Consider the following 25,983-nt stretch of genomic DNA (forward strand, 5'->3'; position numbering starts at 1 on the left):
AGCGGCGCGATGAGCTCCCTTCCTCCTGTCCCGAAGTTGTTATGCCAGGCCCAGGCCTGTTGTAAGTGCTTCAGGACGGAACGGTGGGCACCGTGATGGTGCCCAAATAAATATAGAATGTGGAGACAACCCCCCATGCAAACCGACACAACTCGCGAGAACCCGCAAGGCTCCGTGCCGCAGGCCGCTGATTCGAACCTGGATCTGTCCGCCACCGCGCCCGGCCAATTGCGCGTGATCAAGCGTAACGGCACTGTCGTTCCTTACACCGATGACAAAATCACCGTCGCGATCACCAAAGCGTTTCTTGCAGTTGAAGGCGGCACCGCTGCTGCCTCGTCGCGCATCCACGACACCGTTGCCCGCCTGACTGAACAAGTCACCGCGACCTTCAAGCGTCGCATGCCATCGGGCGGCACCATCCACATCGAAGAAATCCAGGACCAGGTTGAACTGGCCCTGATGCGTGCCGGCGAGCAGAAAGTCGCCCGCGACTACGTAATCTACCGTGACTCGCGCGCCAAGGAACGCGCCGTACGCACTCCAGCTGAAGAAGCGGCCGTGCAAGCTCACCCGTCGATCCGCATCACCCTGGCCGACGGTTCTTTTGCACCGCTGGACCTGGGCCGCCTGAACACCATCATCACCGAGGCCTGCGAAGGCCTGGAAGAAGTCGACGGTGACCTGATCCAGCGCGAAACCCTGAAGAACCTGTACGACGGCGTGGCCCTGACCGACGTCAACACCGCCCTGGTGATGACCGCCCGTACCCTGGTTGAACGTGAGCCGAACTACTCGTTCGTGACCGCGCGCCTGCTGATGGACACCCTGCGTGCCGAAGGCCTGGGCTTCCTGAAAGTCGCCGACAGCGCCACCCACCACGAGATGGCTGACCTGTACGCCAAGGCCCTGCCGGCCTACATCGCCAAGGGTATCGAATTCGAATTGCTGAACCCGGTCCTGGCTACCTTCGACCTGGAAAAACTCGGCAAGGCGATCAACCACGAGCGCGACCAGCAGTTCACGTACCTGGGCCTGCAAACCCTGTACGACCGTTACTTCATCCACAAGGACGGTATCCGCTTCGAACTGCCGCAAGTGTTCTTCATGCGCGTGGCCATGGGCCTGGCGATTGAAGAAAAGCATAAAGAAGACCGCGCCATCGAGTTCTACAACCTGCTGTCGTCCTTCGACTACATGTCGTCGACCCCGACGCTGTTCAACGCCGGCACCCTGCGTCCACAGCTGTCGAGCTGCTACCTGACCACCGTGCCGGATGACCTGTCGGGCATCTACCACGCGATCCACGACAACGCCATGCTGTCCAAATTCGCCGGCGGCCTGGGCAACGACTGGACGCCAGTGCGTGCATTGGGTTCGTACATCAAGGGCACCAACGGCAAGTCCCAGGGCGTGGTTCCGTTCCTGAAAGTGGTGAACGACACCGCCGTTGCAGTTAACCAGGGTGGCAAGCGCAAAGGCGCTGTGTGTGCCTACCTGGAAACCTGGCACATGGACATTGAAGAGTTCATCGAGCTGCGCAAGAACACCGGTGATGATCGCCGTCGTACCCACGACATGAACACCGCCAACTGGATCCCTGACCTGTTCATGAAGCGTGTCTTCGATGACGGCCCGTGGACCCTGTTCTCGCCATCCGAAGTACCGGACCTGCACGACCTGACCGGCAAGGCCTTCGAAGAGCGTTACGAGTACTACGAAGCCCTGTCCCAGTACCCAGGCAAAATCAAGCTGTTCAAGACCATCCAGGCCAAAGACCTGTGGCGCAAAATGCTCTCCATGCTGTTTGAAACCGGCCACCCATGGCTGACCTTCAAAGACCCGTGCAACCTGCGCAGCCCGCAGCAGCACGTGGGCGTGGTCCACAGCTCGAACCTGTGCACCGAGATCACCTTGAACACCAACAAGGACGAGATCGCCGTTTGCAACCTGGGCTCGATCAACCTGCCGAACCACATCGTCAACGGCAAGCTGGACACCGCCAAGCTGGAACGCACCGTCAACACCGCCGTTCGTATGCTCGATAACGTTATCGACATCAACTACTACTCGGTGCCACAGGCGCAGAACTCCAACTTCAAGCACCGTCCGGTCGGCTTGGGCATCATGGGCTTCCAGGACGCGCTGTACCTGCAGCACATTCCTTACGGTTCGGACGCTGCGGTCGAGTTCGCCGACAAGTCCATGGAGGCGGTCAGCTATTACGCTATCCAGGCTTCCTGCGACCTGGCCGACGAGCGCGGCGCCTACGAGACGTTCCAGGGTTCGCTGTGGTCCAAAGGCATCCTGCCGCTGGATTCGCAACAGATCCTGATCGAGCAACGTGGCCAGAAGTACATCGACGTTGACCTGAACGAATCCCTGGACTGGGCGCCGGTACGTGCCCGCGTGCAGAAAGGTATTCGTAACTCCAACATCATGGCCATCGCACCGACCGCCACCATCGCCAACATCACTGGCGTATCGCAGTCGATCGAACCGACCTACCAGAACCTGTATGTGAAATCGAACCTGTCGGGCGAATTCACCGTGATCAACCCGTACCTGGTTCGCGACTTGAAAGCCCGCGGCCTGTGGGACTCGGTCATGATCAACGACCTGAAGTACTACGACGGCTCCGTGCAGCAGATCGAGCGCATCCCGCAAGAACTCAAAGAGCTCTACGCGACCGCCTTCGAAGTGGACACCAAGTGGATCGTTGACGCCGCCAGCCGTCGTCAGAAGTGGATCGACCAGGCTCAGTCGCTGAACCTGTACATCGCCGGCGCATCGGGCAAGAAGCTGGACGTGACCTACCGCATGGCGTGGTACCGTGGCCTGAAAACCACTTACTACCTCCGTGCCCTGGCCGCGACCAGCACCGAGAAGTCGACCATCAACACCGGTAAGCTGAACGCTGTTTCCAGCGGCAACCACGGTGATGATTCGGTACTCGCAGCCCCTGCCGGCCCAGCGCCAGTGCCGAAGGCTTGCGCGATTGACGAGCCGGATTGCGAAGCCTGCCAATAAAACCCGCCACTCCCGAGGCCTGACCTCGGGATCGGCCCTCGATAAACCCTGGCAACAGTGGGGTTTATCGAGGATGGTTTTTACCTCGATGCCCTGATGACTCCCTGGGCCAGTTACCTGACCTTAGTCTTCGACAGCAACGTCGCGTCACCGTGGGTTGGGACTCCCCCTTTAGACCCCCACAACTCCTCCCGACCGCTCATGACCGCGACCGCATGGCCGTCCCTGTCAATGGTCCCTACCTGACCACTCGCCAAATCTGCAGCCGACCCTTTGGAGATGTAATCCTCCAACCCCAAACGCTTCAGCCCGGCTTCGCTGTAATCACCATTGTTCAAGGATTGCAGCCCTTGTTCAAAGGTTGTCGCACCGTCATTACCCTCCTTTTGTGCGCGCTTGGCAGCCAAGGCAAATTCAAACGTTGCGTTTTTTACCATCTCCTTATCACTGCCATTGAAGTTGGCAGCTTTTTTGGCTGTTTCCAACTCAGCATCAGTTAAGCTGACCTTGGTGCCATCCATTTGAACAACGTCATAGCCCCCCTCAGTTTTCTTAACCGATTTGTTCAGTTTCTCAGGGTCATCGGTACCCGCAGCTTTGAACAATGCCTTAATGCCTGACACCGTCGCGCAGTTACCCTCCTGCCCCTGCACGAAGCCAGTGGTGATCTGTTCATCCGTTAACTTTGAATCCCTTTTGGTCGGTTTAGCCGGATCATAACTTTCCAGATTGGCCGAGGCACTATCGGACTTGAATGATGGCGATTGGTCTATTCCCGGGCTGGGAGCTGGGCCCGGGCGCGGAGCGGGGGCTGGACCACCACCACTACCACCGCCACTACCACCGCCGCCGCCGCCGCCGCCGCCGCCGCCTGAATAATCGCCGCTGGAAAGGCCCAACGCCTCGAGCAACCTTTTAAACCAATCCCAGGATCGCCCTTCAACATCACCACCTGCGCCAAACCCGGATCCTGCTGCGACACCGCCCCCGCCATCGGAGCCAAAGCTAATTGAACTTTTACTTTCGTTACCAGCAAAGTTGATGCCTGAGTCGTTAGCATTGTTTGAACGGTTAACTACCGAAGCGCCTGCATTTCCACCATTGGCTGTATCACCGCCCAATAAAGAGTTAATGCCGGACCTGAGCATAGAAGAGATTTCCATACACCCCCTCACATCCTTTTATGACAAACACCTAATGAAGGGCGCGGGTAGCGCCCACCAAAAATCGAATAAAGCAACGCGCGCCAAAGCGGGCAAAGTTTGGTTGTCTAAAGCATCGCCACAACCGGTTACTTTGGCGCAGGGCTCGTGGATTCCTTAGTTCCAAAAAGGCCGGTTATTGCATCGACCACGCTTTTTAGAACTTCCATTGCTTTACTCTTCAGGTCTTTATCAGAGACGTCGGCGTCCTTATTTGCATCGTCTATTTTTTTATCTTTGCCCAGTTCATCGGCACCGTCGTTTTTGCCTGCATCATCTGCATTTTTGCCCTTACCCAGTTCGTCGACCGCTCCCTTCTTGCCCTTACCGAGTTCGTCGGCTGCTCCTTTCTTATCGTCTTTACCCTCCGCACCCTCTTTGGAAAACATCTCCTTTATCCGATTAATCATTCCACCCATTTCTTTTATTTTTTCACCGCCAGTCAAACTGCTCGCGTCCGCTGGGGCTTTTTGAAAACTAGGGCCGTTATATTCGCCGTAAGCAATTTGCCCGCCGCCGCTGCCCGAGCTTGGAGGCGCAGCAGGCGCATTTGCGGCAGGGCCATTATTCATATTTTCTGGGTAGTTGCTTACACCTGCCGCACCATTCGAAATACTGGAAACCATAACAACCTCCGCACTTGATAAAGATGACGACCCCTTAAAACAACCGGTGGTCGAAACATATTAAGAAATCCACATGCTTATTGGTCTGTTTCATTCTCTTACGATTTGTGGCAGGCGACAGACATCAGGTTCCACCAGTAAAGAACTTTCACGTAACGATATGTGGCAACGACTAAAACAGCGCAGGACTATGTTCCATTCAATGTAAGACTTTATCTTTTCCACATCGGCTGAGCGGCCAACTAACGAGCAAAAAAAAACCCCTCGATCGAGGGGTTTTCCAATGCAGCAGGTTAAAGCATCGGCATCAGGTCATCTGAATGATGGTCTGCATGATGGTGCTCTGGGTGGAGATGGTCTTGGCGTTCGCCTGGTAGTTGCTCTGGGCCTTGATCAGGTCCACCAGCTCGTTGGTCAGGTTGACGTTGGAGTTCTCCAGGGAGTTGGCCACGATCGAACCCAAGGTGCCGGCTTGCGGAGTGTCAAAGCCCGGTTGGCCCGACGCGAAGGTTTCCTTCCACGTCGTGCCGCCGGCTGGCTGCAGGCCCTGTTCGTTGTTGAAGCTGGCCAGGGAGATCTGACCGATGGCCTTGCTCTGCTGGTTGCTGAACGTGGCGAACAGTACGCCGCTGCCGTCGATTTTCAGGCCGGTTATCTGGCCGGTGGCGTAACCGTCGGTGGTTGGCGGGTTGCGGTAGGTGGCCGAGTTGTACTGGGTGATGTTGGCCATGTTGATGGCGATGCCCGTCGGGTTGGCATCCGCACCGTTTTTAGTCCATACGCCGTTAGTCACGGTGCCTGGGACCCAACCGGTAATGGTCAAGGTGGTGCCAGTCACAGCAGGGCCTGTGATGCTGGTGAGCTTGCCGGAACCATCAAAGGACAACGTGGATGGCACAGGCGCGACAGCACCGCTACCTGTCGGCGGGGTGCCATCCGGGTTGCGACCATCAATCAGGGTATAAGCGTTCCACTTGTTGCCGTCGGTTTTAACCAGGTACTGCACCATCGGGTGCGCGTTGCCCTGGGAGTCATACAAGGTGGTGCTGTACTGAGTGGTGAAGGTGCTGGTGTCGTTCGGGTCAAACGGCTTCTTGGTCTGATCGATCGGCAGTTCCGAAGAGTTCAGGTTACTGGTGGAGTCCACTTTGGTGGACGCCTTCGGCGGCAGGTTCGACAGGTTCAGTTGCAGGTCGGTCAGGCCGCCCTTGTTGATCTTGCCGTTATCGTCTGCGGCGTAACCTTGCAGGCGCGAAGTACCGGTGTTGTTAGTGATGTAGCCATCTTTGTCGGCACGGAAGGCACCACTGCGGGTGTATTCCAGCGAGCCGTCGCTGCCCTTCTGCACGAAGAAGCCACCGCCCTGGATCGCCATGTCCAGGATGCCGCCGCTGTTGTTCACGTCGCCCTGGGTGAACTGCTGGGACACCGCCGCCAGGTTCACGCCGTTGCCGATGCTGTTCTGGCCAGTGCCCAGTTTGGACGCCGCGTAGATGTCCGAGAATTCGGCACGGGACGATTTGAAGCCCGTGGTCGCAACGTTGGCGATGTTGTTGCCGGTCACGTCCAGTTGTTTGTTGGCCGCATAGAGGCCGCTGAGGCCGATGTTAAAAGACATGTTTCTCTCCTTCTGCCGTATTTAGCCGGCTCTATGTACCGATAGTCTGAATTTGCGACAGCTTGACGCTGCCCATGCCGCCTGCGAGGTTCAGCAGCATTTCGCCGCCGGTCTTGCTCAACGTCACGCTGGTGACGGTGGCCGGCAACGACGTTGCCAGGGCAACCGAGTCGCCTTTGTCATTCTTGGTGGTGGCCGCAAAGGTGTAAGTCCCGGCAGGCGCGACCTCGCCCTTGTCGTTCTTGCCGTCCCAGATAAAGCTGGCATCGCCGGCGCTTTGGGCGCCCATGTCGATAGTGCGCACCACGTTGCCGTCTTTGTCGGTGATCTTCACCGAGACGTTACCGGTCGCCGCCGTCACTGCCACCGAACCGGTCATGCTCTTGCTGGTATCAACCATGGCCTTGTCGGTCTGGGTGATGATCGAGCGCCCCACCAGCGACGACGCTTGCAGTGCTTGCGAGGAGCTGAAGTTGCTGGAGATCGCATTCACCGACTCGTTCAGGGTGTTGATGCCTTCCAGGCTGCTGAACTGCGCCAGTTGCGCCACGAACGCGCCGTTGTCCTGAGGCGACAGCGGGTTCTGGTTTTTCAGCTGGGTCACCAGCAGTTGCAGGAAGGCGTCCTTTCCCAGCGACTGGTTACCCGTCGCCGCGCTGGCAGCGCTGCCGAGGCTGCTGTTGTCGGTAGCCGTCTTGACCTTGGCGTTAAAAAGGTCCTGGACTGCCGTGTTGTTAGTGGTATCAACGATGGCCATTATTTGGCGCCCCTTATCACTGACCCAGGGTCAGGACCTTCTGCATCATGGTTTTGGCGGTGTTCATCATTTCCGCGTTGGTCTGGAACGAGCGGCTGGCGGAGATCATGTCGGCCATTTCCTCGACCACGTTGACGTTGGGGTAGTAGACGTAACCCTTTTCGTTCGCGGCCGGGTGGTTAGGCTCATAACGCGCTTCCAGGTTGCTCTGGTCTTCGACCACGCCGAGCACCTGCACGCCTTGACCGGCGGCATCCTGGTTCTGGAACAGCGAGTCGCCGCTTCCGCTCTGGCCAGCCTGGCCGCCCTGGAACATGGTGGCGAACACCGGGTGACGGGCGCGGTAAGTCTGGTCAATGCTCGAAGACACGGTCTCGGCGTTGGCGATGTTACTGGCGACGGTGTTCAGGCGCGTGGTCTGCGCGCTCATGCCACTGCCGGCAATATTGAAAACACTGGCTAAGGACATGGCTTACTCTCCACGCAGGGCTGACATCAGCCCTTTGAATTTGCTGTTGAGCAGGGTGAAGCTGGCCTGAAAATTCACCGAGTTCTCGGCGTAGGCCGATTGCTCGAGCTGGGCGTCGACGGTGTTCTGGTCGATCGATGGCTGCATCGGCGTGCGATACAGCAGCGACTCGTCCCCATTGCCCAGGCCTTGCGCTTCGATATGACGGCTGTTGGTCATGTTCAAGGCGAAGGTGCCGTTCTTGGTCTTGTCCTGCTGTGCGGCGAGCACGGCGGAGAAGTCCAGGTCCCGAGCCTTGTAGTTCGGGGTGTCGGCGTTGGCAATGTTGTTGGCCAGGACTTCGGCACGCTGGGCGCGGAAGCCCAGGGCTTGTTCGTGGATACCGAGCGCTTTATCGAAGCTGATGCTCATGGCGGAAACCTTTAGGCTGACCTGCTTTTCGTATCTGGGTTATAGCAAGGCGCATGCCAATTCGCTCAGGCCCCGTATTTAAAGGGTTTTCGGGATGGTTGCCGCCGGCAATGCCAGAAAAGCGGCAATCACCTTCCGCGTGGCGCCAGTAAAGCGGCAAGGGCGGTTGCCGCTTTTACAGGGGCGGCAAGAGACAAACCGAGGTGGCCGAGAATCGCTGACCGTTTGTCTGCACTGTCATTTCTGACAGTTGTTATGTGTATCGGCTCGGAGGCCTTATTGGGGGACATCCCACCATGCGTCAAGCAGAGGTTAACAATGTTGATCATCCCGTCTCCACGATTCAACGAGCAAGATTCAGCGACCCCAATCGCGAATCTGAACACCACGCTTATTGTCGGCGATGTTGCCAGATTGACGCTCAACTTCCCTGTCGAAAACGGAGACAGGGTCTATTTGACCCTGAGCAGCTCCATCTTTGGCGGCGAGCATAACCAGAGCTTTCAAATTCCCCAGAACGCCCCCCAAATCGAGCTTTTGATACCTAAGTCCATAGTAGAAATGAGCGCAGGCAACGTCGTGCATTTGCTGCTGAGCATCCAGCGCACTGGACAGCCAAGAACCTCCGCACCGACAGCGAGAGTACTCATCAACAAGCTGCCTATTATCATCGTGCCAACGCCAGGCACCATTTGGGACTTCAGCAACGGTTTCCAAGGCTGGGTAGCCCAGGGGCCTTATACGGGCAATCGGCTGTACGTGCTCAATTCGACCGTGCGCCTTGACCCGACCCTCTTCACGGCGACCCGCGCCCACATCATCACCCGCCCCGTGCCGGTGGTTGCAGGGCGCACATACGATTGCAGCTTTGTCGCCATTGGCAGCGCGGCCACCAGCGATGGTTCAACCCTGTACATGACGATGAACGGCACCCGCATTGGTGCAAATGTACAAAACCTTACGCTAGGCCAGCCGCAAACCGGGACCGGGACCTTCACTGCCACCACCACAGGCGATGTGCGGCTAGGTATCTTTAATGATGCAGTGCCCAACGGGCTTCATGGTCTATCCCTGAGCAATATCCGAATGACACCCCGCCCCTGACGTCGGCCGACGCGGCACTGCCCACCGCTTGCGCGCATAAAAAAACGGGAGACCCTTGTCGGGGCTCCCGTTTTTTTATACGCAAAAACCGCTCACTTGGCCTGGTAAATGATACCGGGGCTGCACTGCACCATCTGGTAATGATCCGGCAAGCCGTTCAGCGCCTCGGACGCGCCGAGGAACAAGTAACCTCCGCGCTTGAGCGTACCGTGGATACGCAACAGAATGTCCTTCTTCACTTCAGCCGAGAAGTAGATCAGCACGTTGCGGCAGAACACCATGTCGAACTTGCCCAGGCTGGCGTAACTGTCGAGCAGGTTGAACGAGCGGAACTCCACCCGACTCTTGATTGGCGCCTTGACCGCCCAGCGCCCAGCCCCTTTCGGGTCGAAGTAGCGTTGCAGGCGCTCCTGTGACAAACCACGGCCCAGGGCCAGGCTGTCGTACTCGCCGGTCTTGCAGTTGGTGAGCATGGTGCCGGACAAGTCAGTGGCAACAATTTGCGCACCCGCCTTCAACTGGCCCATGTTCGTGCGCTCGAACTCGTCGATGGACATCGAGATCGAGTACGGTTCCTGCCCCGACGAGCACGCCGCCGACCAGATACGCAGGCGCTGGCCCGGGCTGGCCTTGATGGCCTCCGGCAGCACTTTGCTCTTGAGCACCTCAAAGGGGTAGGTATCGCGAAACCACAAGGTTTCGTTGGTGGTCATGGCGTCCACCACCATTTCCTTGAGCCCGCTGCGCGGCTGGCCCTGGATGCGCTGTACCAACTCACCCAGGGACTTGATGCCCTGCTGCTCCATCAGTTTGTTGAGACGGCTGGATACCAGGTACTGCTTGTTTTCACCGAGCAATATGCCACAGGCTTTTTCCAGGAAGACCCGGAACTGTTCGAAATCCAAATTACCCGTAGACAATGATACCGCCTCTTAAATCGTGTGACCGCCAGGGGAACTCCCCTTAGCCGTGATCTGCTGCCTTGATCCGGTCGACTACCCGGGATGCCAGGTCATCAGGGCGGAACTTGGCCAAAAAGTCATCGGCACCGACCTTCTTGACCATCGCCTGATTGAATACACCCGACAACGAAGTATGCAGGATGATATGCAATTTTTGCATGCGTGGATCGTTGCGTATCTCGGCCGTGAGGGTGTAACCGTCCATTTCCGGCATTTCAATGTCGGAGATCATCATCAAGAATTCTTCTTCAGGCTTCTTGCCTTCATCTACCAGTTTGCGCAAGTAATCCAGGGCCTGGCGCCCGTCGTTGAGGGCTACCACTTCCACGCCGACAGTTTGCAGGCAGCGGCTCACCTGCTTACGCGCCACCGAGGAATCGTCCACGGTCAGCACGCGCAGAGAAATCGCCTTGTGCGCCGTCTCGGCGTCCACCACACCCACCGAGATCGATTCGGAGGTAGGCGCCACTTCGGCGAGGATTTTCTCCACGTCGATGATTTCCACCAATTGGTTATCGACCCGCGTCACCGCCGTGAGGTAGTGATCGCGCCCGGTGCCCTTGGGCGGCGGATGGATCTCTTCCCAGTTCATGTTGACGATGCGCTCCACCGAGCGCACCAGGAAACCCTGGGTCTTGGTGTTGTACTCGGTGATGATCACAAACGGGCTCTGGCGGTCCTGCAAACCGGCGGAACCGGTGGCCATGGCCAGGTCAAGAATCGGGATGGTCGCGCCACGGATATTGGCCACGCCACAGACCACGGGGCTGGATTTGGGCATTATGGTCAGCTTGGGGCACTGCAACACTTCCCGCACCTTAAACACATTGATGCCATATAGCTGCTTGCCATCCAGGCGAAAAAGCAACAGCTCCAGGCGATTCTGCCCCACCAGCTGTGTACGCTGGTTTACTGAATCCATTACTCCTGCCATGCCCTGACTCCTACGCTAAAACCTTTGGGAGTGCGACGCGCACCCAACACTAAACGGCACGAGCTTTGCTATTTATTAGTTTATGGATATCAAAACGACAGTTTCCCGACGCCCCAACCTCCAACGGTACTGCAGATTGCTCTGCGTCACGCTGGCTTTGTTTGCCGTGGGCTCAGGCACCACGGCCCGTGCAGAGAATGCCACCTTGCCTGATCTCCTTATCGGCGTCACTCAAGGCTTTCTTGAGTTCACTGTAGAAGATTATCTGGCAACCACGCAGACACCTGGGCGTTATGAGATACAGGTCAGCCAGCTGGACCCACGCCTGCGCATGCCAATGTGCGACAAGGAATTGACAGCTACCCTGGAAAGCCCGGCCCAGCCCATCGGCCGTGTGACGGTTAAAGTGCGCTGCGAAGGCGCTTCGCCCTGGACTGTGTTCGTACCGGCGCAGGTCAAGCTGTTCCGCGATGTGGTGGTGGTGACGCGGCCGCTGAAGCGCACCGGCATTATCGGGTTCGACGATGTGGCCATGCGTGAACGGGATATCAGCCTGATCAATCAGGGCTACCTCACCTCGCTCGACCAGGCAGTTGGGCAAAAACTTACCCGACCAATGGTCACTGACCAAGTCATCACGCTGGTCCATCTTGAGCAGGCCGAGGTGATTCGCAAAGGCGATCAGGTGGTCATTTCCGCCAGCAGTGGCGGGCTGACGGTAAAGATGCCGGGTGAAGCGCTGTCCAATGGCGGCATGAGCGAACAGATCAGGGTCAAAAACCTCAACTCCAACCGTGTGATCAAGGCGCAAGTGACGGCCCCCGGGCAAGTTGAGGTTGCTTTATAGTTCACTGGCATAGGACGCCTGCTTTTCCTACACTGTGCGCACGATGTGTGCACGTGCAGGTTTATTGTCAATCGAGCCTAAAGTTTGTCCGGGTATGGCCGAAAACATGGCAAGCGTCCAAATACCCAGAGGTTTTTTTAACATGGTCATTGATTTCAGTCGTTTAAATAACACCCCGGCGTTGCCCGGCAACACGCGTACCAGCGGTGCCAAGGACAGCGTAGAAGCCAAGGCCCAACCTGCCCCTGCCGCCAAAGCAGAACAGGCCGGCGCCAGCCAAAGCGGGGAATCCGTACACCTGAGCAATGAGGCTCAACAGTTGCAGAAGGTCACTGACTCGCTGCGCGACCAACCGGTTGTCAATAAAGCCCGCGTGGCCGAGTTGAAACAGGCTATCGCCGATGGCAGCTATAAAGTCGACAGCAACCGTGTAGCCAGCAAGCTGCTTAACTTCGAAGCCGAGCGCTAGGCAAAGGCCTGCGCAGGGCTTTTGGACGCTTAAAACCCAAGGCCAGCCATGCACCACGACGAACATTTGCTTCAACTGATCATTGATGATCTGGCGCCGACGCAACATTTGCTCGAGCTGCTCAAAGAGGAGTCCCTGGCCCTGTACGGTCGGGACATGCGTTTGCTGGAAGAAATCCTGGCGCGCAAGCAGTCGCTGATCGTGCTGCTGGAGCAGCATGGCAAGAAGCGCAGCGAAATTCTCATCAGCCTGGGCCTCCCGGCTGATCACGACGGCCTCGCACAACTGGCCAGCCACTCCTCGGTTGGCGATCAGTTGCTGGCGCAGAGCACCGCACTCAATCAATTGCTCGCCCAGTGCCAGGAAGCCAACCTGCTCAACGGTCAGTCGATCCAGCTGCAGCAAGCTACGACCGCCAACCAGTTGCGCATACTTCACGGCGGTGAGCCTCCGGCCCTGTACAACGCCCAAGGCTCCACTTCACGCCTGGTCAAGCCAAGCACCCGCAGCCAAGCCTGACGCCGGTTTACCGCGCGCCCTATCCAAGGCGCGCTACATACTGGCAAAATGCCGGTTCTTGCGTGTAGTCGTATTTTGTCTGGAGATGGAAGAAACGTGTTCAACGCCCTTAATGCGGAAGATGCCCCGCAGCCACCCAAGGTGCTCACCACGCCTCTGGAAATCGCCGGCACGTTACGGATGCTGCAAGAAAGCCATGATCCGTTGATCATCACTTTCCATGAACGCAGCCAACGCTTCCAAAGCTACCTGGTGGACGTTGACCGGGACAGCAAGACGCTGGCCCTGGACGAAATGATCCCGCGTGACGGTGAACGCTATCTCGAGAATGGCGAGCCCTTTCGCATCGAAGGCTTTCATGATGGCGTGCGAGTCGCCTGGGAAAGCAACGGCACGCTGACCATCAGCGAAAAAGGCGGCCACCGCATCTACACCGGCAGCATGCCCGACGAGGTGGTCTACCATCAGCGTCGCAATGCATTCCGCGCCGCGCTGAAGCTGGCGCAATTGGTCAGCATCGAACTGGGCGGCGAGAAGCTCAAGGCACCGATCAGCGGCAAGCTGCTGGATATCTCCGCCACTGGCTGCAAATTGCGCTTTGAAGGCGATATCTCCGAGCGCCTGCAACTGGGCCAGGTTTACGATCGCTTTATTGCCGCCCTGCCCTTCGGCAGCATGACCACTTCTGTCGAACTGCGTTACCTGCATTTCGAAGACAAGATCAACACCACCTTCGCCGGCGTGCGTTTCCACAATATGAGCGGCTTGGTGCAGCGCCAGGTGGAACGCTTTGTGTACCAACTGCAACGTGAAGCGCGGCGCTTTGACAAGGATGACGATTTTTAAGGGTTAAAGGCCGCGGCAAAAAAACGGGCAGCTTCTGATGGGAGCTGCCCGTTTTTACTTTCAGGGGCGCGCCCTGCTCAGGTCATGAGGGTGTTCGTCCGGGCCCAGAGGCTCGGGCGGCCCTTCAAAAGCCGGCTCATCCGTTGGTTGCTGCGGATCAGTCTCAGGCTCCGGGTCCGGAACAACGGTCTGCATTTGCTCCTGTACCACCGCCTCATCCACGCGCGGGTCGAGGCACGCCACCAGCGGCGAGCTGGACATGCTGTCGGGCATCGCCACGTGGTGCAGCGGTGCGTCGTCGACTTGATGCAAGTTGGTCACCGCCTTCGGCCGGATACGCCACACCAGGATCAACGCACACAGACTGAAAAATGCATACAGCATGTGGCTGCCAAACAGCTTCATCGCCACACCGGCCAACAACGGCCCGACACTCGCACCAATGCCGTAGGTCACCAGCAGCATGGCCGTCAGCGACACACGGCGATCACCTTCCACATGGTCGTTGGAAAATGCCACCGCCAACGGGTACAGGCAGAACTGCACCAACGAACACAAAAACCCCGCCACAAACAGCACTTCCAACGGCACCCGCGTCATGATCGCCAGCGGCAACGCAGCCACTGCCAGGCATAGGGCGAAGCAACGGATCAGCAAGGCCCGGTCATAACGATCCGACAACCAGCCCAACGGCCACTGCACCAGCAGCCCGGCAAAAATGCAGGAGCCCATGAATAGACCGACCTGCTCGGTCGTCAGGCCTTGTTGCGAGGCATAAAGCGGCGCCAAACCATAGAACGAACCGACGATCACGCCGGCACCCAATACGGTGCTTAACGACTGCGGCACGCGCTTGATAAAAAATCGCGGCTCCATCGGCGCAGGATGCAGGGGCGCTGGGTGAATGCGTCGGGTCATGGCCACCGGCACCAGGCACAGGGCAAAGCACAGCGCGACCAGCATCAGCAATTCAAGGCCGAGCTCGGGGTGCATCACCAGGATCAGTTGACCCAGCACCAGGCCCAGATAGGACGCGATCATATAGCCGCTGAACACGACGCCACGTTGCTTGGCATCCGCCTGCTCATTGAGCCAACTTTCGATGACCATGTATTGGCACATCATCCCCAGGCCCACGATCATCCGCAGCACGATCCAGGCCGGCAGCCAGTTGACCAGGCCATGCCCCAACACCGCCGCACCGACAATCCCGGCACAGGTGGCGTACGCACGAATATGCCCGACCCGGGCGATCAGGCGGTGCCCGATCTTGCCGCCCAACACCAGGCCGAAGTAGTTGGCCGCCATCAGCGCACCCACCCACAGGCTGTCGACGTGGTCAGCCGCCAAGCGCAGGGCGAGGTAAGTACTGAGCAGGCCGGAGCCGATCAGCATCATCAAGGAGGCGAAATAAAGGGCTCGAAAAGATTTCCAGATCTGGCGCATCGGCGTTCCGAGCGGCTCCTTGCAGTAAGAGACAGGGCTATCGGCATGATAGTCCGGGGTTGCCGGGTCCGGACAGGCGATATGCGCTGTAGCCGGGGAATATTTTGCTTAATAGCTCAGACGTTGCATGGCCGCGTGCGAGGTACACAGGTTGCGATAAATACATCGCGCCCCTGCTGTGAACCCCGATCACCGGCAAGGTTCGACCGGTGTTTGACGAGCACCCACAAAAAAGCCCCGCCAGATGAATCTGTACGGGGCATTTTTGAAGTTTGAATCTGGTGTCCCAGGGCCGGTTCGAACGGCCAACCTTCCCCTTAGGAGGGGGATGCTCTATCCAATTGAGCTACTGGGACAAATGACAGCCGGGGGCCAAAGGCGCGGCGACGGACGGCGTGCATGTTAACGGCCGAGGTAGGTTTTGTCATGTCGTCCGTTGGCTTTTTGAGTGTAGGCCGATCCTTGTAAGGGCTGTCGCAGTTTCGCCGTGTAAAACCGGACACTTGGCGCCATCGTGCAAATTGCACTCCCCCAAAATGCCAGCATTGCAAATTGCAACGAAACGCCTCTTTAAAACATAGCTAAACCATTGTTTTTATTGAAATAAAAGGTTGGCACGGGACCTGCAATACTTATCTTATAAAACCATTCGGCCCAGCCACTGCGGAGAACACGAACATGAACAGCGCCCTTCTGTTAAGCCTCAACGCTCTCGCCTTGGCCGCACTGGTCCTGTTCCATTTCCAATCAACCCACGACGACGTTGCGCAAATCAGCCAGCCGGTGCCACACCACCTGCAACAGCGCCCGCAGTTGGCGGTGATGACCCCGACAGTGCAATCGCCCGTTCGTGTGACCCAGGACACCCAGGCCGCACCTGCATCCGAACACTGGGTTTTCTGAGGAAACCTTTATGACCAAACCCGCCTGGCTATTCCTCTGCCTGACCCTGGCAACCGGCGTATTTGCCTTGAGCACCACCTCTCAAGATGGTGAAACCACCGCCCTCATCGCCACCGGCGTGTTCGCCGGCTTACTGGTCATCACCCTTATCGTTGGCCGCCGCATCAAGTTCGATCCGGTGCTGCGCTAACGCCTGCCTTGCGTCGCCTGCGCCTACCTTATGTCGCTTTGCCCTAGTAAATCGGCAAATTGCCACTAGTCTTAAAGACGAGGGCAAAAGGCCATATTGCTATACGATGTGCGGCCTAAAACCCTTTCGCGGCCTGGACTTACGAGAAGTTCCCTCGTGAAATTACGCGTTGAAATTTTTTCAAACCAGTCCGCAAAAATGCAAATGAGTGCTGGCATAAAGCCTTTAGGCAGTTCAATATTTGTCACAGAATTGACGCCAAGGAAATGTCAAATCTGAGGCATGATGCGGCCTCTTTGCAATTCGGGTTGAACTTTGGTCGTGAGCCTTGTCTTAACACTCATCTTGCGGCCAATTCCAAAAACCGCTCCCCTGAACTAACCGGTTAAATATATGCGCCCATTGAAACAGGCAATTTATTCCAGCCGTACGGCTGACAAGTTCGTCGTACGTCTGCCAGACGGAATGCGGGAACGCATTGCCGAGGTGGCTCGCAATCATCACCGCAGCATGAACTCCGAAATCATCGCGCGCCTGGAACAAAGCCTCATTCAGGAAGGTGCGCTGGGCGAAGAGTTAAGCATGCGCCTGGACAGCCCTGAGCTGTCACTGCACGAACGCGAACTGCTGCAGCGTTTTCGTCAGCTCTCCCACCGCCAGCAAAATGCCCTCGTCTCGCTTATCGCGCACGACGTTGAGGCGGCCGCAGAAGCCAATTAATCTGCAGTTGAAAGCCGAAGCCAGCCATGTGCTGGCTTTTTTTTGCCTGGGATTTGGGAAAGAAAAGCCTGGAGGAGAAAGCTAGCGGGAGCAGAGTTGCTCCCGCCGCAGGGCTATAGCAGAAAGATCGTCGCCAGGCCCAGGAAGATGAAGAAGCCACCACTGTCGGTCATGGCGGTGATCATAACGCTGGCGCCCATTGCCGGGTCGCGCCCAAGGCGCGCCAGGGTCATAGGAATCAATACGCCCATCAATGCCGCCAACAGCAGATTGAGGGTCATGGCGGCCGTCATCACGACGCCCAGCGACCAACTGCCATACAGCAAGTACGCCACCACACCGATCACGCCGCCCCACACCAAACCGTTGATCAGGCCCACGGCCAACTCTTTTCGCAACAGCCGCGAGGAATTGGCCGTACTGACCTGATCCAGCGCCATCGCGCGCACGATCATGGTGATGGTCTGATTACCAGAGTTGCCGCCGATACCCGCCACAATCGGCATGAGCGCCGCGAGGGCCACCAGCTTCTCGATGGAGCCTTCAAACAGCCCGATCACGCGCGAAGCGATAAAGGCCGTGATCAGGTTGATCGCCAGCCAGGCCCAGCGGTTATGCAGAGAACGCCAGACCGACGCGAAGATATCTTCCTCTTCACGCAAACCCGCCATGTTCAGAACTTCGGTTTCACTCTCTTCACGAATCAGGTCGACCATTTCGTCGATGGTCAAACGGCCAATCAGCTTGCCGTTCTTGTCGACCACCGGGGCCGAGATCAAGTCATACCGCTCAAACGCCTGCGCTGCCTCGTAGGCATCTTCGTCCGGGTGAAAACTCACCGTATCGCTGGCCATCAGATCCGCCACTTTCTTTTCCGGATCATTCACCAGCAGACGCTTGATTGGCAGCACACCCTTGAGAATGCCTTCGTAGTCGACAACGAACAATTTGTCGGTGTGGCCGGGCAGCTCTTTGAGGCGACGCAGATAGCGCAATACCACTTCCAGGCTGACGTCTTCGCGGATGGTGACCATCTCGAAGTCCATCAGCGCGCCGACCTGGTCCTCGTCGTAGGACAGTGCAGAGCGCACACGCTCACGTTGCTGGCTGTCGAGCGCTTCCATCAGCTCATGGACAACATCACGCGGCAGCTCAGGGGCCAGGTCAGCCAGCTCGTCGGCGTCCATCTCCTTGGCCGCGGCCAGGAGTTCGTGATCGTCCATGTCGGCGATCAGGGTTTCCCGGACCGAGTCGGATACTTCGAGGAGGATGTCACCGTCGCGCTCGGCCTTGACCAACTGCCAGAGGGTCAGGCGATCGTCCAGCGGCAAGGCTTCGAGAATGTAGGCGACGTCAGCGGAGTGCAAATCATCGAGCTTGCGTTGCAACTCGACGAGGTTTTGCCGGTGAACCAGGTTTTCAACGCGGTCGTGGTGCGGACCTTCCTGGCGGTGCGTGAGGTCTTCGACCACGCGCTGGCGCTGCAGCAGCTCGACAACCTGAGCCAAACGATCCTGCAGGCTGTCTTGTGTTTTCTTTACTTCTACTTCGGTCATAGGCGAACTCCACTCCCAGCAGCGGGGCACGCCGGAAGGATCAATCAGTCAATTCATGATTGGTAAAACGGGGTACTGAGTAACTACTGGGTAAGTCCATGGAGGTATTCCACAAGCCCCGGCGGGGCTGACGGGCGCAATCATACACCGCCCGGCCGCTTTAAACGTTAAAAAACTGGAAAGAACAAGCGCTTGCGAGCCGAAGCTGAGCATTGGCTGCATCTATGAACTGCGACGACGCAGGCTGAAAGGAAAACACATGGCGGGGCGAGAAAAAGATGAAGTCCTACACAAACCCCAGACGGCAAAAAGCCCGCACTAGGCGGGCTTTTTGTTTATATGGTGCACTCGACAGGATTCGAACCTGTGACCGCTCGGTTCGTAGCCGAGTACTCTATCCAGCTGAGCTACGAGTGCAGATTGTGTTTTTAGACCAGATCACAACTGGTTGAAGCCGAGTCACCTGCATTGCTGCAACTGACTCTTAAATGGTGCACTCGACAGGATTCGAACCTGTGACCGCTCGGTTCGTAGCCGAGTACTCTATCCAGCTGAGCTACGAGTGCATTTGTTGCCGCGCATTATAGGCCGTTCAATCTCTATGTAAAGCTATTTTTTCGTTTATTTTCAACAACTTAGCGAAAAAACCAGATTGCAACGTACTAAGCAAATAATGGCGGAGAACGGGGGATTCGAACCCCCGACACCCTTTTGAGGTGTACTCCCTTAGCAGGGGAGCGCCTTCGGCCACTCGGCCAGCTCTCCGCAACACGGGGCGTATATTAACCACGTTCATCCCCGTTTGCAAACATAAAAAACGATAAAAATTAAAGGCTTGGTTCTTCGTCCTTCTCTTTCTTGATCCGCAGGTAGATTTCCTCGCGGTGGACCGCTACCTCTTTCGGAGCGTTAACCCCGATACGTACTTGATTGCCTTTGACGCCGAGCACGGTCACGGTGATTTCGCCATCACCGATAATCAGGCTTTCTGCGCAACGACGAGTCAGAATCAGCATACCTTTCTCCTCACGCATTTCAGTTCAGGAACAACAGTCTGCAAAAAAAAGGCCTTCGACCTACAACCCAAAGGTCATAGCCCTACCGCCTAAGTATTGTCGAGCGCACCAAAAAGAACATGCGCCCGACAAAAAAATGAAAGGCGCGGTAAGCCGCGCCTTCCTGGTATCGCATCACTCGCCCTGTCGGGCCGGAGCGTCCAGCTCAAAAGCGGTATGCAGCGCGCGTACAGCCAGTTCCAGGTACTTCTCTTCGATCACCACCGAGACTTTGATTTCCGAGGTGGAGATCATCTGGATGTTGATGCTTTCCTTGGCCAGGGCCTCGAACATGCGGCTGGCAACGCCGGCATGGGAACGCATGCCCACACCAACGATTGACACCTTGGCAATCTTGGTATCGCCGACCACTTCACGGGCACCGATTTCTTTCGCAGTGTTCTGCAGGATCCGCTCCGCCGCATCGTACTCGTTACGGTGCACGGTGAAGGTGAAATCGGTGGTGTTATCGTGGGAAACGTTCTGCACGATCATGTCGACTTCAATGTTCGCGCCACTGATAGGACCGAGGATCTTGAAGGCCACGCCCGGAGTATCCGGCACGCCACGGATCGTCAGCTTGGCTTCATCGCGGTTGAAAGCGATGCCGGAAATGATCGGCTGTTCCATGGATTCCTCTTCATCAATAGTAATGAGGGTGCCCGGACCCTCTTTGAAGCTGTGCAATACGCGCAGCGGAACGTTGTACTTGCCGGCGAACTCAACCGCGCGGATCTGCAACACCTTGGAACCGAGGCTGGCCATTTCCAGCATCTCTTCGAAGGTGATCTTGTCCAGGCGCTGGGCCACGGACACCACACGCGGGTCGGTGGTGTACACACCATCCACATCGGTATAGATCTGGCATTCATCAGCCTTCAGAGCTGCTGCCAGCGCCACGCCGGTGGTGTCCGAACCGCCACGACCGAGCGTGGTGATGTTGCCCTGCTCATCCACACCCTGGAAGCCAGCTACTACTACCACGCGCCCGGCCTTCAGATCTGTGCGGATTTTCTGGTCATCAATCTGCAGGATGCGCGCCTTGGTATGTGCGCTGTCGGTCAGGATGCGCACCTGACTGCCAGTGTAGGACACTGCCGGCACGCCACGCTTGTTGAGCGCCATGGCCAGCAAGGCAATCGTCACCTGCTCGCCGGTGGATACGATCACATCCAGCTCACGCGGCAGCGGCTGTTGATCGCCACTGATTGCCTTGGCCAGATCGATCAGGCGATTGGTCTCGCCGCTCATGGCCGACAGCACCACCACCAGGTCGTCGCCGGCATCGCGGAATTTCTTAACCTTGTCGGCGACCTGCTCGATTCTTTCGACAGAGCCGACCGAGGTGCCTCCAAATTTCTGTACGATCAAAGCCATTTCTAAGCCGCCTCAGCCCGTAAAGGGGCGCCCAATAAAAACAAATCTTCCAGCACCGGAGCGAGCCCATGACTAGACCATGGGCTCATGAACAGCGCCTTAAATGCCAGCCTCGACAAACGGCACGGTCAGGGCCAGGGCCGCGTCCAGGGCACCGGCGTCTACACCACCGCCTTGCGCCATGTCCGGACGACCACCGCCCTTCCCGCCCACTGCCGCGGCGGCTTGCTTCATCAAATCACCGGCCTTGAGTTGGCCAGTCAGGTCTTTGGTTACACCGGCAACCAGAACGACCTTCTCCTCATGGACACCGCCGAGCAGGATCACTGCGCGGCCGAGCTTGTTCTTCAACTGATCGACCAAGGCCAACAGCGCCTTGCCATCCTGACCGTCCAGGCGTACTGCCAAAACCTTCACACCCTTGACGTCCAGGGCAGAGGCCGACAGATCGTCGCCCGCCGCACTGGCCGCCTTGGCCTGCAACTGCTCCAGCTGTTTTTCCAGCGCACGGTTGCGCTCCAGTACGGCGGACAGCTTGTCGACCAGGTTGTCGCGGCTGCCCTTGACCAGGCCGGCCGCTTCCTTGAGTTGTTCTTCAGCCGCATTGAGGTAAGCCAGGGCCGCAGCACCGGTAATCGCTTCAATACGACGCACACCCGACGCCACACCGCCTTCGCTGATGATTTTCAGCAGGCCGATGTCGCCGGTACGGTTGGCGTGGATACCGCCACACAGTTCTACCGAAAAGCTGCCGCCCATGCTCAGTACGCGCACTTCGTCGCCGTACTTCTCACCAAACAGCGCCATCGCGCCTTTGTTCCTGGCCGTCTCGATATCGGTTTCTTCGGTTTCTACCGGGGTGTTCTTGCGAATCTCGGCGTTGACGATGTCCTCCAGCGCCTTGATCTGCTCAGGCTTGATCGCTTCAAAGTGGCTGAAGTCGAAACGCAGGCGCTGGCTATCAACCAACGACCCCTTCTGCTGCACATGCTCACCCAGCACCTGGCGCAACGCGGCGTGCAGCAAGTGAGTGGCAGAATGGTTCAAAGCGGTTGCATGCCGTACGTCGGCATCGACCTGCGTGTCCACCGGCGCGCCGACGGTCAAGTTGCCCAATACCAACACACCGTGGTGCAGGAACGCACCGCCGGTCTTGGTGGTGTCGCGCACTTCAAAGCGACCGGACGTGGAGCTCAGGAAGCCACAGTCACCGACCTGGCCACCGGATTCGGCGTAGAACGGCGTCTGGTCCAGGACCACCACAGCCTCTTCGCCTTCGTTCAACACGTCGACCGATTTGCCGTCTTTATAGATGGCAACAATTTTGGCCGAGCCAACGGTGGCCTGATAACCAGTGAATTGAGTGGCCACATCCACCTTCACCAAGGTGTTGTAGTCCAGGCCAAAGGAGCTGGCGGAACGTGCGCGTACACGCTGGGCTTCCATCTCACGCTCAAAACCGGCTTCATCGACGGTCAGCTCGCGCTCACGGGCGATGTCGGCGGTCAGGTCCATCGGGAAACCGTAGGTGTCGTACAGCTTGAACACCACATCGCCCGGCACCACGGTGCCTTTGAGCTCAGCCAGGTCCTGCTCGAGGATCTTCAGGCCGTGCTCCAGGGTCTTGGAGAACTGCTCTTCTTCAGCCTTGAGTACGCGCTCGATGTTGGCTTGCTGCTGCTTGAGCTCCGGGAAGGCATCGCCCATCTCGGCCACCAGCGCGGCAACGATCTTGTAGAAGAAACTGCCGGTGGCGCCCAGCTTGTTACCGTGACGGCAGGCGCGACGGATGATACGGCGCAGCACATAGCCACGGCCTTCGTTCGACGGCAACACGCCGTCGGCGATCAGGAAGCCGCAGGAACGGATGTGGTCCGACACCACCTTGAGCGACGACTGATTGTCGTTGGCGCAACCGATGGCCGCGGCCGAAGCGCTCAGCAGGTTGGTGAACAGGTCGATCTCGTAGTTGGAGTGCACGTGTTGCATCACCGCACTGATCCGCTCCAGGCCCATGCCGGTGTCCACCGACGGCGCCGGCAGCGGATGCAACACGCCATCGGCGGTGCGGTTGAACTGCATGAACACGTTGTTCCAGATCTCGATGTAACGGTCGCCGTCTTCTTCCGGCGAACCCGGTGGGCCGCCCCAGATGTCGGCGCCGTGATCGTAGAAAATCTCGGTGCAAGGGCCGCACGGGCCGGTATCGCCCATGGTCCAGAAGTTGTCGGAGGCGTAAGGCGCGCCTTTGTTGTCGCCGATGCGAATCATGCGTTCAACCGGCACGCCGATTTCTTTTGTCCAGATGTCATACGCTTCGTCATCCGTCGCGTAGACGGTGACCCAGAGTTTTTCCTTGGGCAGCTTCAACACGCCGGTCAGGAAGGTCCAGGCGAAGGTAATCGCATCTTTCTTGAAATAGTCGCCGAAGCTGAAGTTACCCAGCATCTCGAAGAAAGTGTGGTGGCGAGCGGTGTAACCGACGTTTTCCAGGTCGCTGTTCTTGCCGCCGGCGCGTACGCACTTCTGGCTGCTGGTGGCGCGGGTGTAGGCGCGCTTTTCCTGGCCCAGGAAGCAGTCCTTGAACTGGTTCATCCCCGCGTTAGTGAACAGCAGGGTGGGGTCATTGCCTGGGATCAAGGAGCTGGAGGCGACACGGGTGTGACCTTGCTCTTCGAAGAAGCGAAGGAAGGCTTCACGGATTTCTGCGCTTTTCATTAGGTTCTTCCACGGAGGCTGCGGCCAAAGGCCAGTGCTAAACGTCATCAGACGGAGCGACGGCAAAGGGCCGCATTATATCGGCCCTTTGCCCGTGGTACAGCGTGTTTATGTGATAGAAACAGTCAATTAGACGGTCTGCACTGTCATTTTCGGGAAAACTCGACAAATGTCGCCAGCACTTGCTCGATCTGTGCCCGGCTGACGTCCAGGTGAGTGACCATGCGCAGGCGCGACGCGGCGCTCAACTTGATCCCGCGCTCGGCCGCAAAAGCCTTCAACGCCTGGGCTCGATCACCGATATCCACGTAGACCATGTTGGTCTGCACCGGCTCTACCCTGTAGCCGGCCTGGCGCAGTTCATCGCCCAGCCATTGGGCATTGGCATGGTCCTCGGCCAGGCGCTGCACCTGGTGGTCCAACGCATACAGCCCTGCCGCCGCCAGGGAACCGGCCTGGCGCATGCCACCGCCGACCATCTTGCGCAGGCGCCGCGCCTTGGCGATCAACGCCGTGGTGCCGCACAACACCGAGCCGATCGGCGCGCCCAGGCCTTTGGACAGGCACACCGACACCGAGTCGAAATGCTCGGCAATTTCTCGCGCATCCACGCCCAGCTTGACCGCCGCGTTGTAGAGACGCGCGCCATCCAGATGCAGTGCCAGGCCATGTTCACGGGTAAACGCGCGGGCCTTGGCCAGGTATTCCAGCGGCAAGACTTTGCCCTGCATGGTGTTTTCCAGTGCCAGCAGGCGCGTGCGGGCGAAGTGGAAGTCATCGGGCTTGATGGCCGCCAGCACGTGATCCAGGTCGAGAGAGCCGTCCGCCTGCACTTCCAGCGGCTGTGGCTGGATCGAACCGAGCACCGCCGCGCCACCGCCTTCGTATTTGTAGGTGTGGGCTTGCTGGCCGACGATGTATTCCTCGCCGCGTTCACAGTGGGCCATCAACGCCAGCAGGTTGCTCATGGTGCCGGTGGGCACGAACAGCGCCGCCTCGAAGCCCAGGCGCTTGGCCAGTTCGGCCTCCAGGTGGTTGACGCTTGGGTCTTCGCCGTAGACGTCGTCGCCGCTGACGGCGCTGGCCATCGCGTCGCGCATGCCGGGGGTGGGTTGGGTCACGGTGTCGCTACGCAGGTCGATCACAGACATGAAACGCGCCTCTAACGGGTTAGATAAGTTCCTTTTGTGGATGATTACTGCGGGCAAAGCCACGGAATATCAAGCCCTGGCTGAATTCAATCGAATACCAACCAAACAAACCGATATAGGTTATCGATACGGCAACCGTGCAGTTTGTGAAAAACCGTGTTAAAAACTCTCCGCCGCCAGGGTTCTGGCGGCAACGTTCTCAGGGCGGGGTGCAATTCCCCACCGGCGGTAATTGCACGCAATGTGCATAGCCCGCGAGCGCTTGGCGCCTCGAACTGCTCACACAGGACGGCGACAAGGTCAGCAGACCCGGTGTGATCCCGGGGCCGACGGTCATAGTCCGGATGAAGAGAGAACGGGATTGGCACCTAAGGGCCGCACGCTGGGTTCATGCTTGCATGACGCAGCGGTTCGTACCCTTAAATCCCATTCGATTCATAACGCCCTGTTTTTTTCTTAAACAGGAGTCAGAACATGCAACCCACCGCAATCGACAGCAAAAGCAAAAACCATCACGGCGAGCGCGTCGCGTTTATCCAGGCCTGCTGGCACAAGGATATTGTGGACCAATCGCGCAAAGGCTTCCTCGCCGAAATGATCGCCCAGGGCTACCAGGAATCGGACATCGATTTCTTCGAAGTCGGCGGCGCCTTTGAAATGCCCCTGCACGCCAAGCTGCTGGCCAAGACCGGCCGTTACGCCGGTATCGTTGCCGCCGCACTGGTGGTGGATGGCGGCATCTACCGCCACGAATTCGTCGCCCAATCGGTGGTCAGCGGCCTGATGCAAGTGCAGCTGGAAACTGAAGTGCCGGTGTTCTCGGTATCGCTGACACCGCACCACTTCCATGCGGGCACTGAGCACCACACCTTTTTCTACGAGCACTTCGTGCACAAGGGCCAGGAAGCTGCACGTACCTGCGCCGACACGCTGCACAAGGTTCGCGCTATTCGTCGCAGCGAGCCGCGTGCTGTAGCCGTCTAAAGCACACTGCAAAACCAATGTGGGAGCGGGCTTGCTCGCGAAAGCGGAGTGTCAGTCAACCTATGAATGACTGACAGACCGCCTTCGCG

The 25,983-nt window shown here is 57.9% G+C and carries 24 protein-coding genes, 4 tRNA genes and 1 riboswitch; of the genes, 10 read left to right on the forward strand and 18 right to left on the reverse strand.

The genetic code is table 11. The features are described 5' to 3' along the window. Window positions 1-135 precede the first annotated feature (135 nt). Complete coding sequence (locus HX783_RS11025) at window positions 136-3,030, forward strand: ribonucleoside-diphosphate reductase subunit alpha (RefSeq protein WP_177016907.1); 2,895 nt, start codon at window positions 136-138, stop codon at window positions 3,028-3,030. Window positions 3,031-3,143: 113 nt separating this feature from the next. Here the strand turns inward: HX783_RS11025 and HX783_RS11030 are convergent, their stop codons facing one another. The 6 genes from HX783_RS11030 to flgB all read right to left on the reverse strand — a co-directional run bounded on the left by HX783_RS11030 (window position 3,144) and on the right by flgB (window position 8,113). Beyond that, complete coding sequence (locus tag HX783_RS11030) at window positions 3,144-4,193, reverse strand: hypothetical protein (RefSeq protein WP_177016908.1); 1,050 nt, start codon at window positions 4,191-4,193, stop codon at window positions 3,144-3,146. 128 nt (window positions 4,194-4,321) lie between these two features. Next, the gene (locus HX783_RS11035; protein WP_177016909.1) at window positions 4,322-4,858 is read right to left on the reverse strand and encodes a hypothetical protein; all 537 of its coding nucleotides are present in this window, start codon (window positions 4,856-4,858) and stop codon (window positions 4,322-4,324) included. A 307-nt stretch (window positions 4,859-5,165) separates the two neighbouring features. Then, window positions 5,166-6,476 (reverse strand): flagellar hook protein FlgE, encoded by a 1,311-nt coding sequence (flgE, locus tag HX783_RS11040; protein WP_177016910.1) that lies wholly within the window; start codon window positions 6,474-6,476, stop codon window positions 5,166-5,168. Between the two features lie 31 nt (window positions 6,477-6,507). Next, a complete protein-coding gene (flgD, locus tag HX783_RS11045) occupies window positions 6,508-7,233 on the reverse strand; it encodes a flagellar hook assembly protein FlgD (RefSeq protein ID WP_177016911.1) in 726 nt (241 codons plus the stop codon). A 16-nt stretch (window positions 7,234-7,249) separates the two neighbouring features. Then, window positions 7,250-7,702 carry a flagellar basal body rod protein FlgC gene (gene flgC / locus HX783_RS11050; protein WP_017138385.1) on the reverse strand — a complete coding sequence of 151 codons (453 nt, stop codon included), beginning with the start codon at window positions 7,700-7,702 and terminating at the stop codon, window positions 7,250-7,252. A gap of 3 nt (window positions 7,703-7,705) precedes the next feature. Then, the gene (gene flgB / locus HX783_RS11055) at window positions 7,706-8,113 is read right to left on the reverse strand and encodes a flagellar basal body rod protein FlgB (RefSeq protein WP_003214246.1); all 408 of its coding nucleotides are present in this window, start codon (window positions 8,111-8,113) and stop codon (window positions 7,706-7,708) included. A 318-nt stretch (window positions 8,114-8,431) separates the two neighbouring features. Here flgB and HX783_RS11060 point away from each other — a divergent pair, with 318 nt between their 5' ends. After that, the gene (locus tag HX783_RS11060) at window positions 8,432-9,217 is read left to right on the forward strand and encodes a hypothetical protein (protein WP_177016912.1); all 786 of its coding nucleotides are present in this window, start codon (window positions 8,432-8,434) and stop codon (window positions 9,215-9,217) included. 92 nt (window positions 9,218-9,309) lie between these two features. Here HX783_RS11060 and cheR read toward each other — a convergent pair whose 3' ends face one another. Beyond that, a complete protein-coding gene (gene cheR, locus HX783_RS11065; RefSeq protein ID WP_016979774.1) occupies window positions 9,310-10,137 on the reverse strand; it encodes a protein-glutamate O-methyltransferase CheR in 828 nt (275 codons plus the stop codon). A 43-nt stretch (window positions 10,138-10,180) separates the two neighbouring features. After that, window positions 10,181-11,113 carry a chemotaxis protein CheV gene (locus HX783_RS11070; protein WP_159959138.1) on the reverse strand — a complete coding sequence of 311 codons (933 nt, stop codon included), beginning with the start codon at window positions 11,111-11,113 and terminating at the stop codon, window positions 10,181-10,183. An 82-nt stretch (window positions 11,114-11,195) separates the two neighbouring features. On the opposite strand from HX783_RS11070, the gene flgA reads away from it, so the two are divergent. From flgA to HX783_RS11090, 4 genes are all read left to right on the forward strand, one after another. Next, entirely contained in the window at window positions 11,196-11,960 is a 765-nt protein-coding gene (flgA, locus tag HX783_RS11075; protein ID WP_159959140.1) for a flagellar basal body P-ring formation chaperone FlgA, read from the forward strand. A 142-nt stretch (window positions 11,961-12,102) separates the two neighbouring features. Further along, window positions 12,103-12,429 carry a flagellar biosynthesis anti-sigma factor FlgM gene (gene flgM, locus HX783_RS11080; RefSeq protein WP_083357165.1) on the forward strand — a complete coding sequence of 109 codons (327 nt, stop codon included), beginning with the start codon at window positions 12,103-12,105 and terminating at the stop codon, window positions 12,427-12,429. 48 nt (window positions 12,430-12,477) lie between these two features. Beyond that, window positions 12,478-12,948 carry a flagella synthesis protein FlgN gene (locus tag HX783_RS11085; RefSeq protein ID WP_071483206.1) on the forward strand — a complete coding sequence of 157 codons (471 nt, stop codon included), beginning with the start codon at window positions 12,478-12,480 and terminating at the stop codon, window positions 12,946-12,948. A 96-nt stretch (window positions 12,949-13,044) separates the two neighbouring features. Next, window positions 13,045-13,794, forward strand: a complete 750-nt coding sequence (locus HX783_RS11090; protein WP_159959142.1) for a flagellar brake protein — start codon at window positions 13,045-13,047, stop codon at window positions 13,792-13,794. A 60-nt stretch (window positions 13,795-13,854) separates the two neighbouring features. On the opposite strand, the gene HX783_RS11095 is transcribed toward HX783_RS11090, so the two are convergent. Both HX783_RS11095 and HX783_RS11100 read right to left on the reverse strand, forming a co-directional pair. After that, the gene (locus HX783_RS11095; RefSeq protein WP_159959144.1) at window positions 13,855-15,240 is read right to left on the reverse strand and encodes an MFS transporter; all 1,386 of its coding nucleotides are present in this window, start codon (window positions 15,238-15,240) and stop codon (window positions 13,855-13,857) included. A gap of 279 nt (window positions 15,241-15,519) precedes the next feature. Continuing rightward, window positions 15,520-15,596, reverse strand: a tRNA-Arg gene (locus HX783_RS11100). Window positions 15,597-15,918: 322 nt separating this feature from the next. Between HX783_RS11100 and HX783_RS11105 the strand changes: the two genes are divergently transcribed. The 3 genes from HX783_RS11105 (at window position 15,919) to HX783_RS11115 (ending at window position 17,053) form a co-directional block, all read left to right on the forward strand. After that, window positions 15,919-16,143, forward strand: a complete 225-nt coding sequence (locus HX783_RS11105; RefSeq protein ID WP_177016913.1) for a hypothetical protein — start codon at window positions 15,919-15,921, stop codon at window positions 16,141-16,143. 10 nt (window positions 16,144-16,153) lie between these two features. Next, window positions 16,154-16,333, forward strand: a complete 180-nt coding sequence (locus tag HX783_RS11110; protein ID WP_159959174.1) for a PA3371 family protein — start codon at window positions 16,154-16,156, stop codon at window positions 16,331-16,333. Window positions 16,334-16,726: 393 nt separating this feature from the next. Beyond that, entirely contained in the window at window positions 16,727-17,053 is a 327-nt protein-coding gene (locus HX783_RS11115) for an Arc family DNA-binding protein (RefSeq protein WP_003193592.1), read from the forward strand. 113 nt (window positions 17,054-17,166) lie between these two features. Here the strand turns inward: HX783_RS11115 and mgtE are convergent, their stop codons facing one another. The 8 genes from mgtE to ltaE all read right to left on the reverse strand — a co-directional run bounded on the left by mgtE (window position 17,167) and on the right by ltaE (window position 24,910). Beyond that, window positions 17,167-18,609, reverse strand: coding sequence for a magnesium transporter (gene mgtE / locus HX783_RS11120; protein WP_177016914.1), 1,443 nt, complete (start codon window positions 18,607-18,609; stop codon window positions 17,167-17,169). 340 nt (window positions 18,610-18,949) lie between these two features. Then, window positions 18,950-19,026: transfer RNA gene (locus HX783_RS11125), tRNA-Arg, on the reverse strand. A 72-nt stretch (window positions 19,027-19,098) separates the two neighbouring features. Continuing rightward, window positions 19,099-19,175: transfer RNA gene (locus HX783_RS11130), tRNA-Arg, on the reverse strand. Window positions 19,176-19,283: 108 nt separating this feature from the next. Beyond that, window positions 19,284-19,374, reverse strand: a tRNA-Ser gene (locus HX783_RS11135). Between the two features lie 62 nt (window positions 19,375-19,436). Beyond that, complete coding sequence (csrA, locus tag HX783_RS11140) at window positions 19,437-19,625, reverse strand: carbon storage regulator CsrA (RefSeq protein WP_003175645.1); 189 nt, start codon at window positions 19,623-19,625, stop codon at window positions 19,437-19,439. A 174-nt stretch (window positions 19,626-19,799) separates the two neighbouring features. Further along, window positions 19,800-21,041, reverse strand: coding sequence for an aspartate kinase (locus tag HX783_RS11145; RefSeq protein WP_010208327.1), 1,242 nt, complete (start codon window positions 21,039-21,041; stop codon window positions 19,800-19,802). A gap of 99 nt (window positions 21,042-21,140) precedes the next feature. Further along, on the reverse strand, window positions 21,141-23,759 hold the full coding sequence (alaS, locus tag HX783_RS11150) for an alanine--tRNA ligase (protein ID WP_159959180.1): 2,619 nt from the start codon (window positions 23,757-23,759) through the stop codon (window positions 21,141-21,143). A gap of 146 nt (window positions 23,760-23,905) precedes the next feature. Beyond that, window positions 23,906-24,910 carry a low-specificity L-threonine aldolase gene (gene ltaE, locus HX783_RS11155; protein ID WP_177016915.1) on the reverse strand — a complete coding sequence of 335 codons (1,005 nt, stop codon included), beginning with the start codon at window positions 24,908-24,910 and terminating at the stop codon, window positions 23,906-23,908. Between the two features lie 191 nt (window positions 24,911-25,101). Further along, a riboswitch (FMN riboswitch) is annotated at window positions 25,102-25,271 on the forward strand. Between the two features lie 113 nt (window positions 25,272-25,384). Between ltaE and HX783_RS11160 the strand changes: the two genes are divergently transcribed. Beyond that, the gene (locus HX783_RS11160) at window positions 25,385-25,894 is read left to right on the forward strand and encodes a 6,7-dimethyl-8-ribityllumazine synthase (RefSeq protein WP_065874001.1); all 510 of its coding nucleotides are present in this window, start codon (window positions 25,385-25,387) and stop codon (window positions 25,892-25,894) included. Window positions 25,895-25,983: the final 89 nt, after the last annotated feature.

Source organism: Pseudomonas sp. D2002 (assembly GCF_013385735.1).
Classification (GTDB): domain Bacteria; phylum Pseudomonadota; class Gammaproteobacteria; order Pseudomonadales; family Pseudomonadaceae; genus Aquipseudomonas.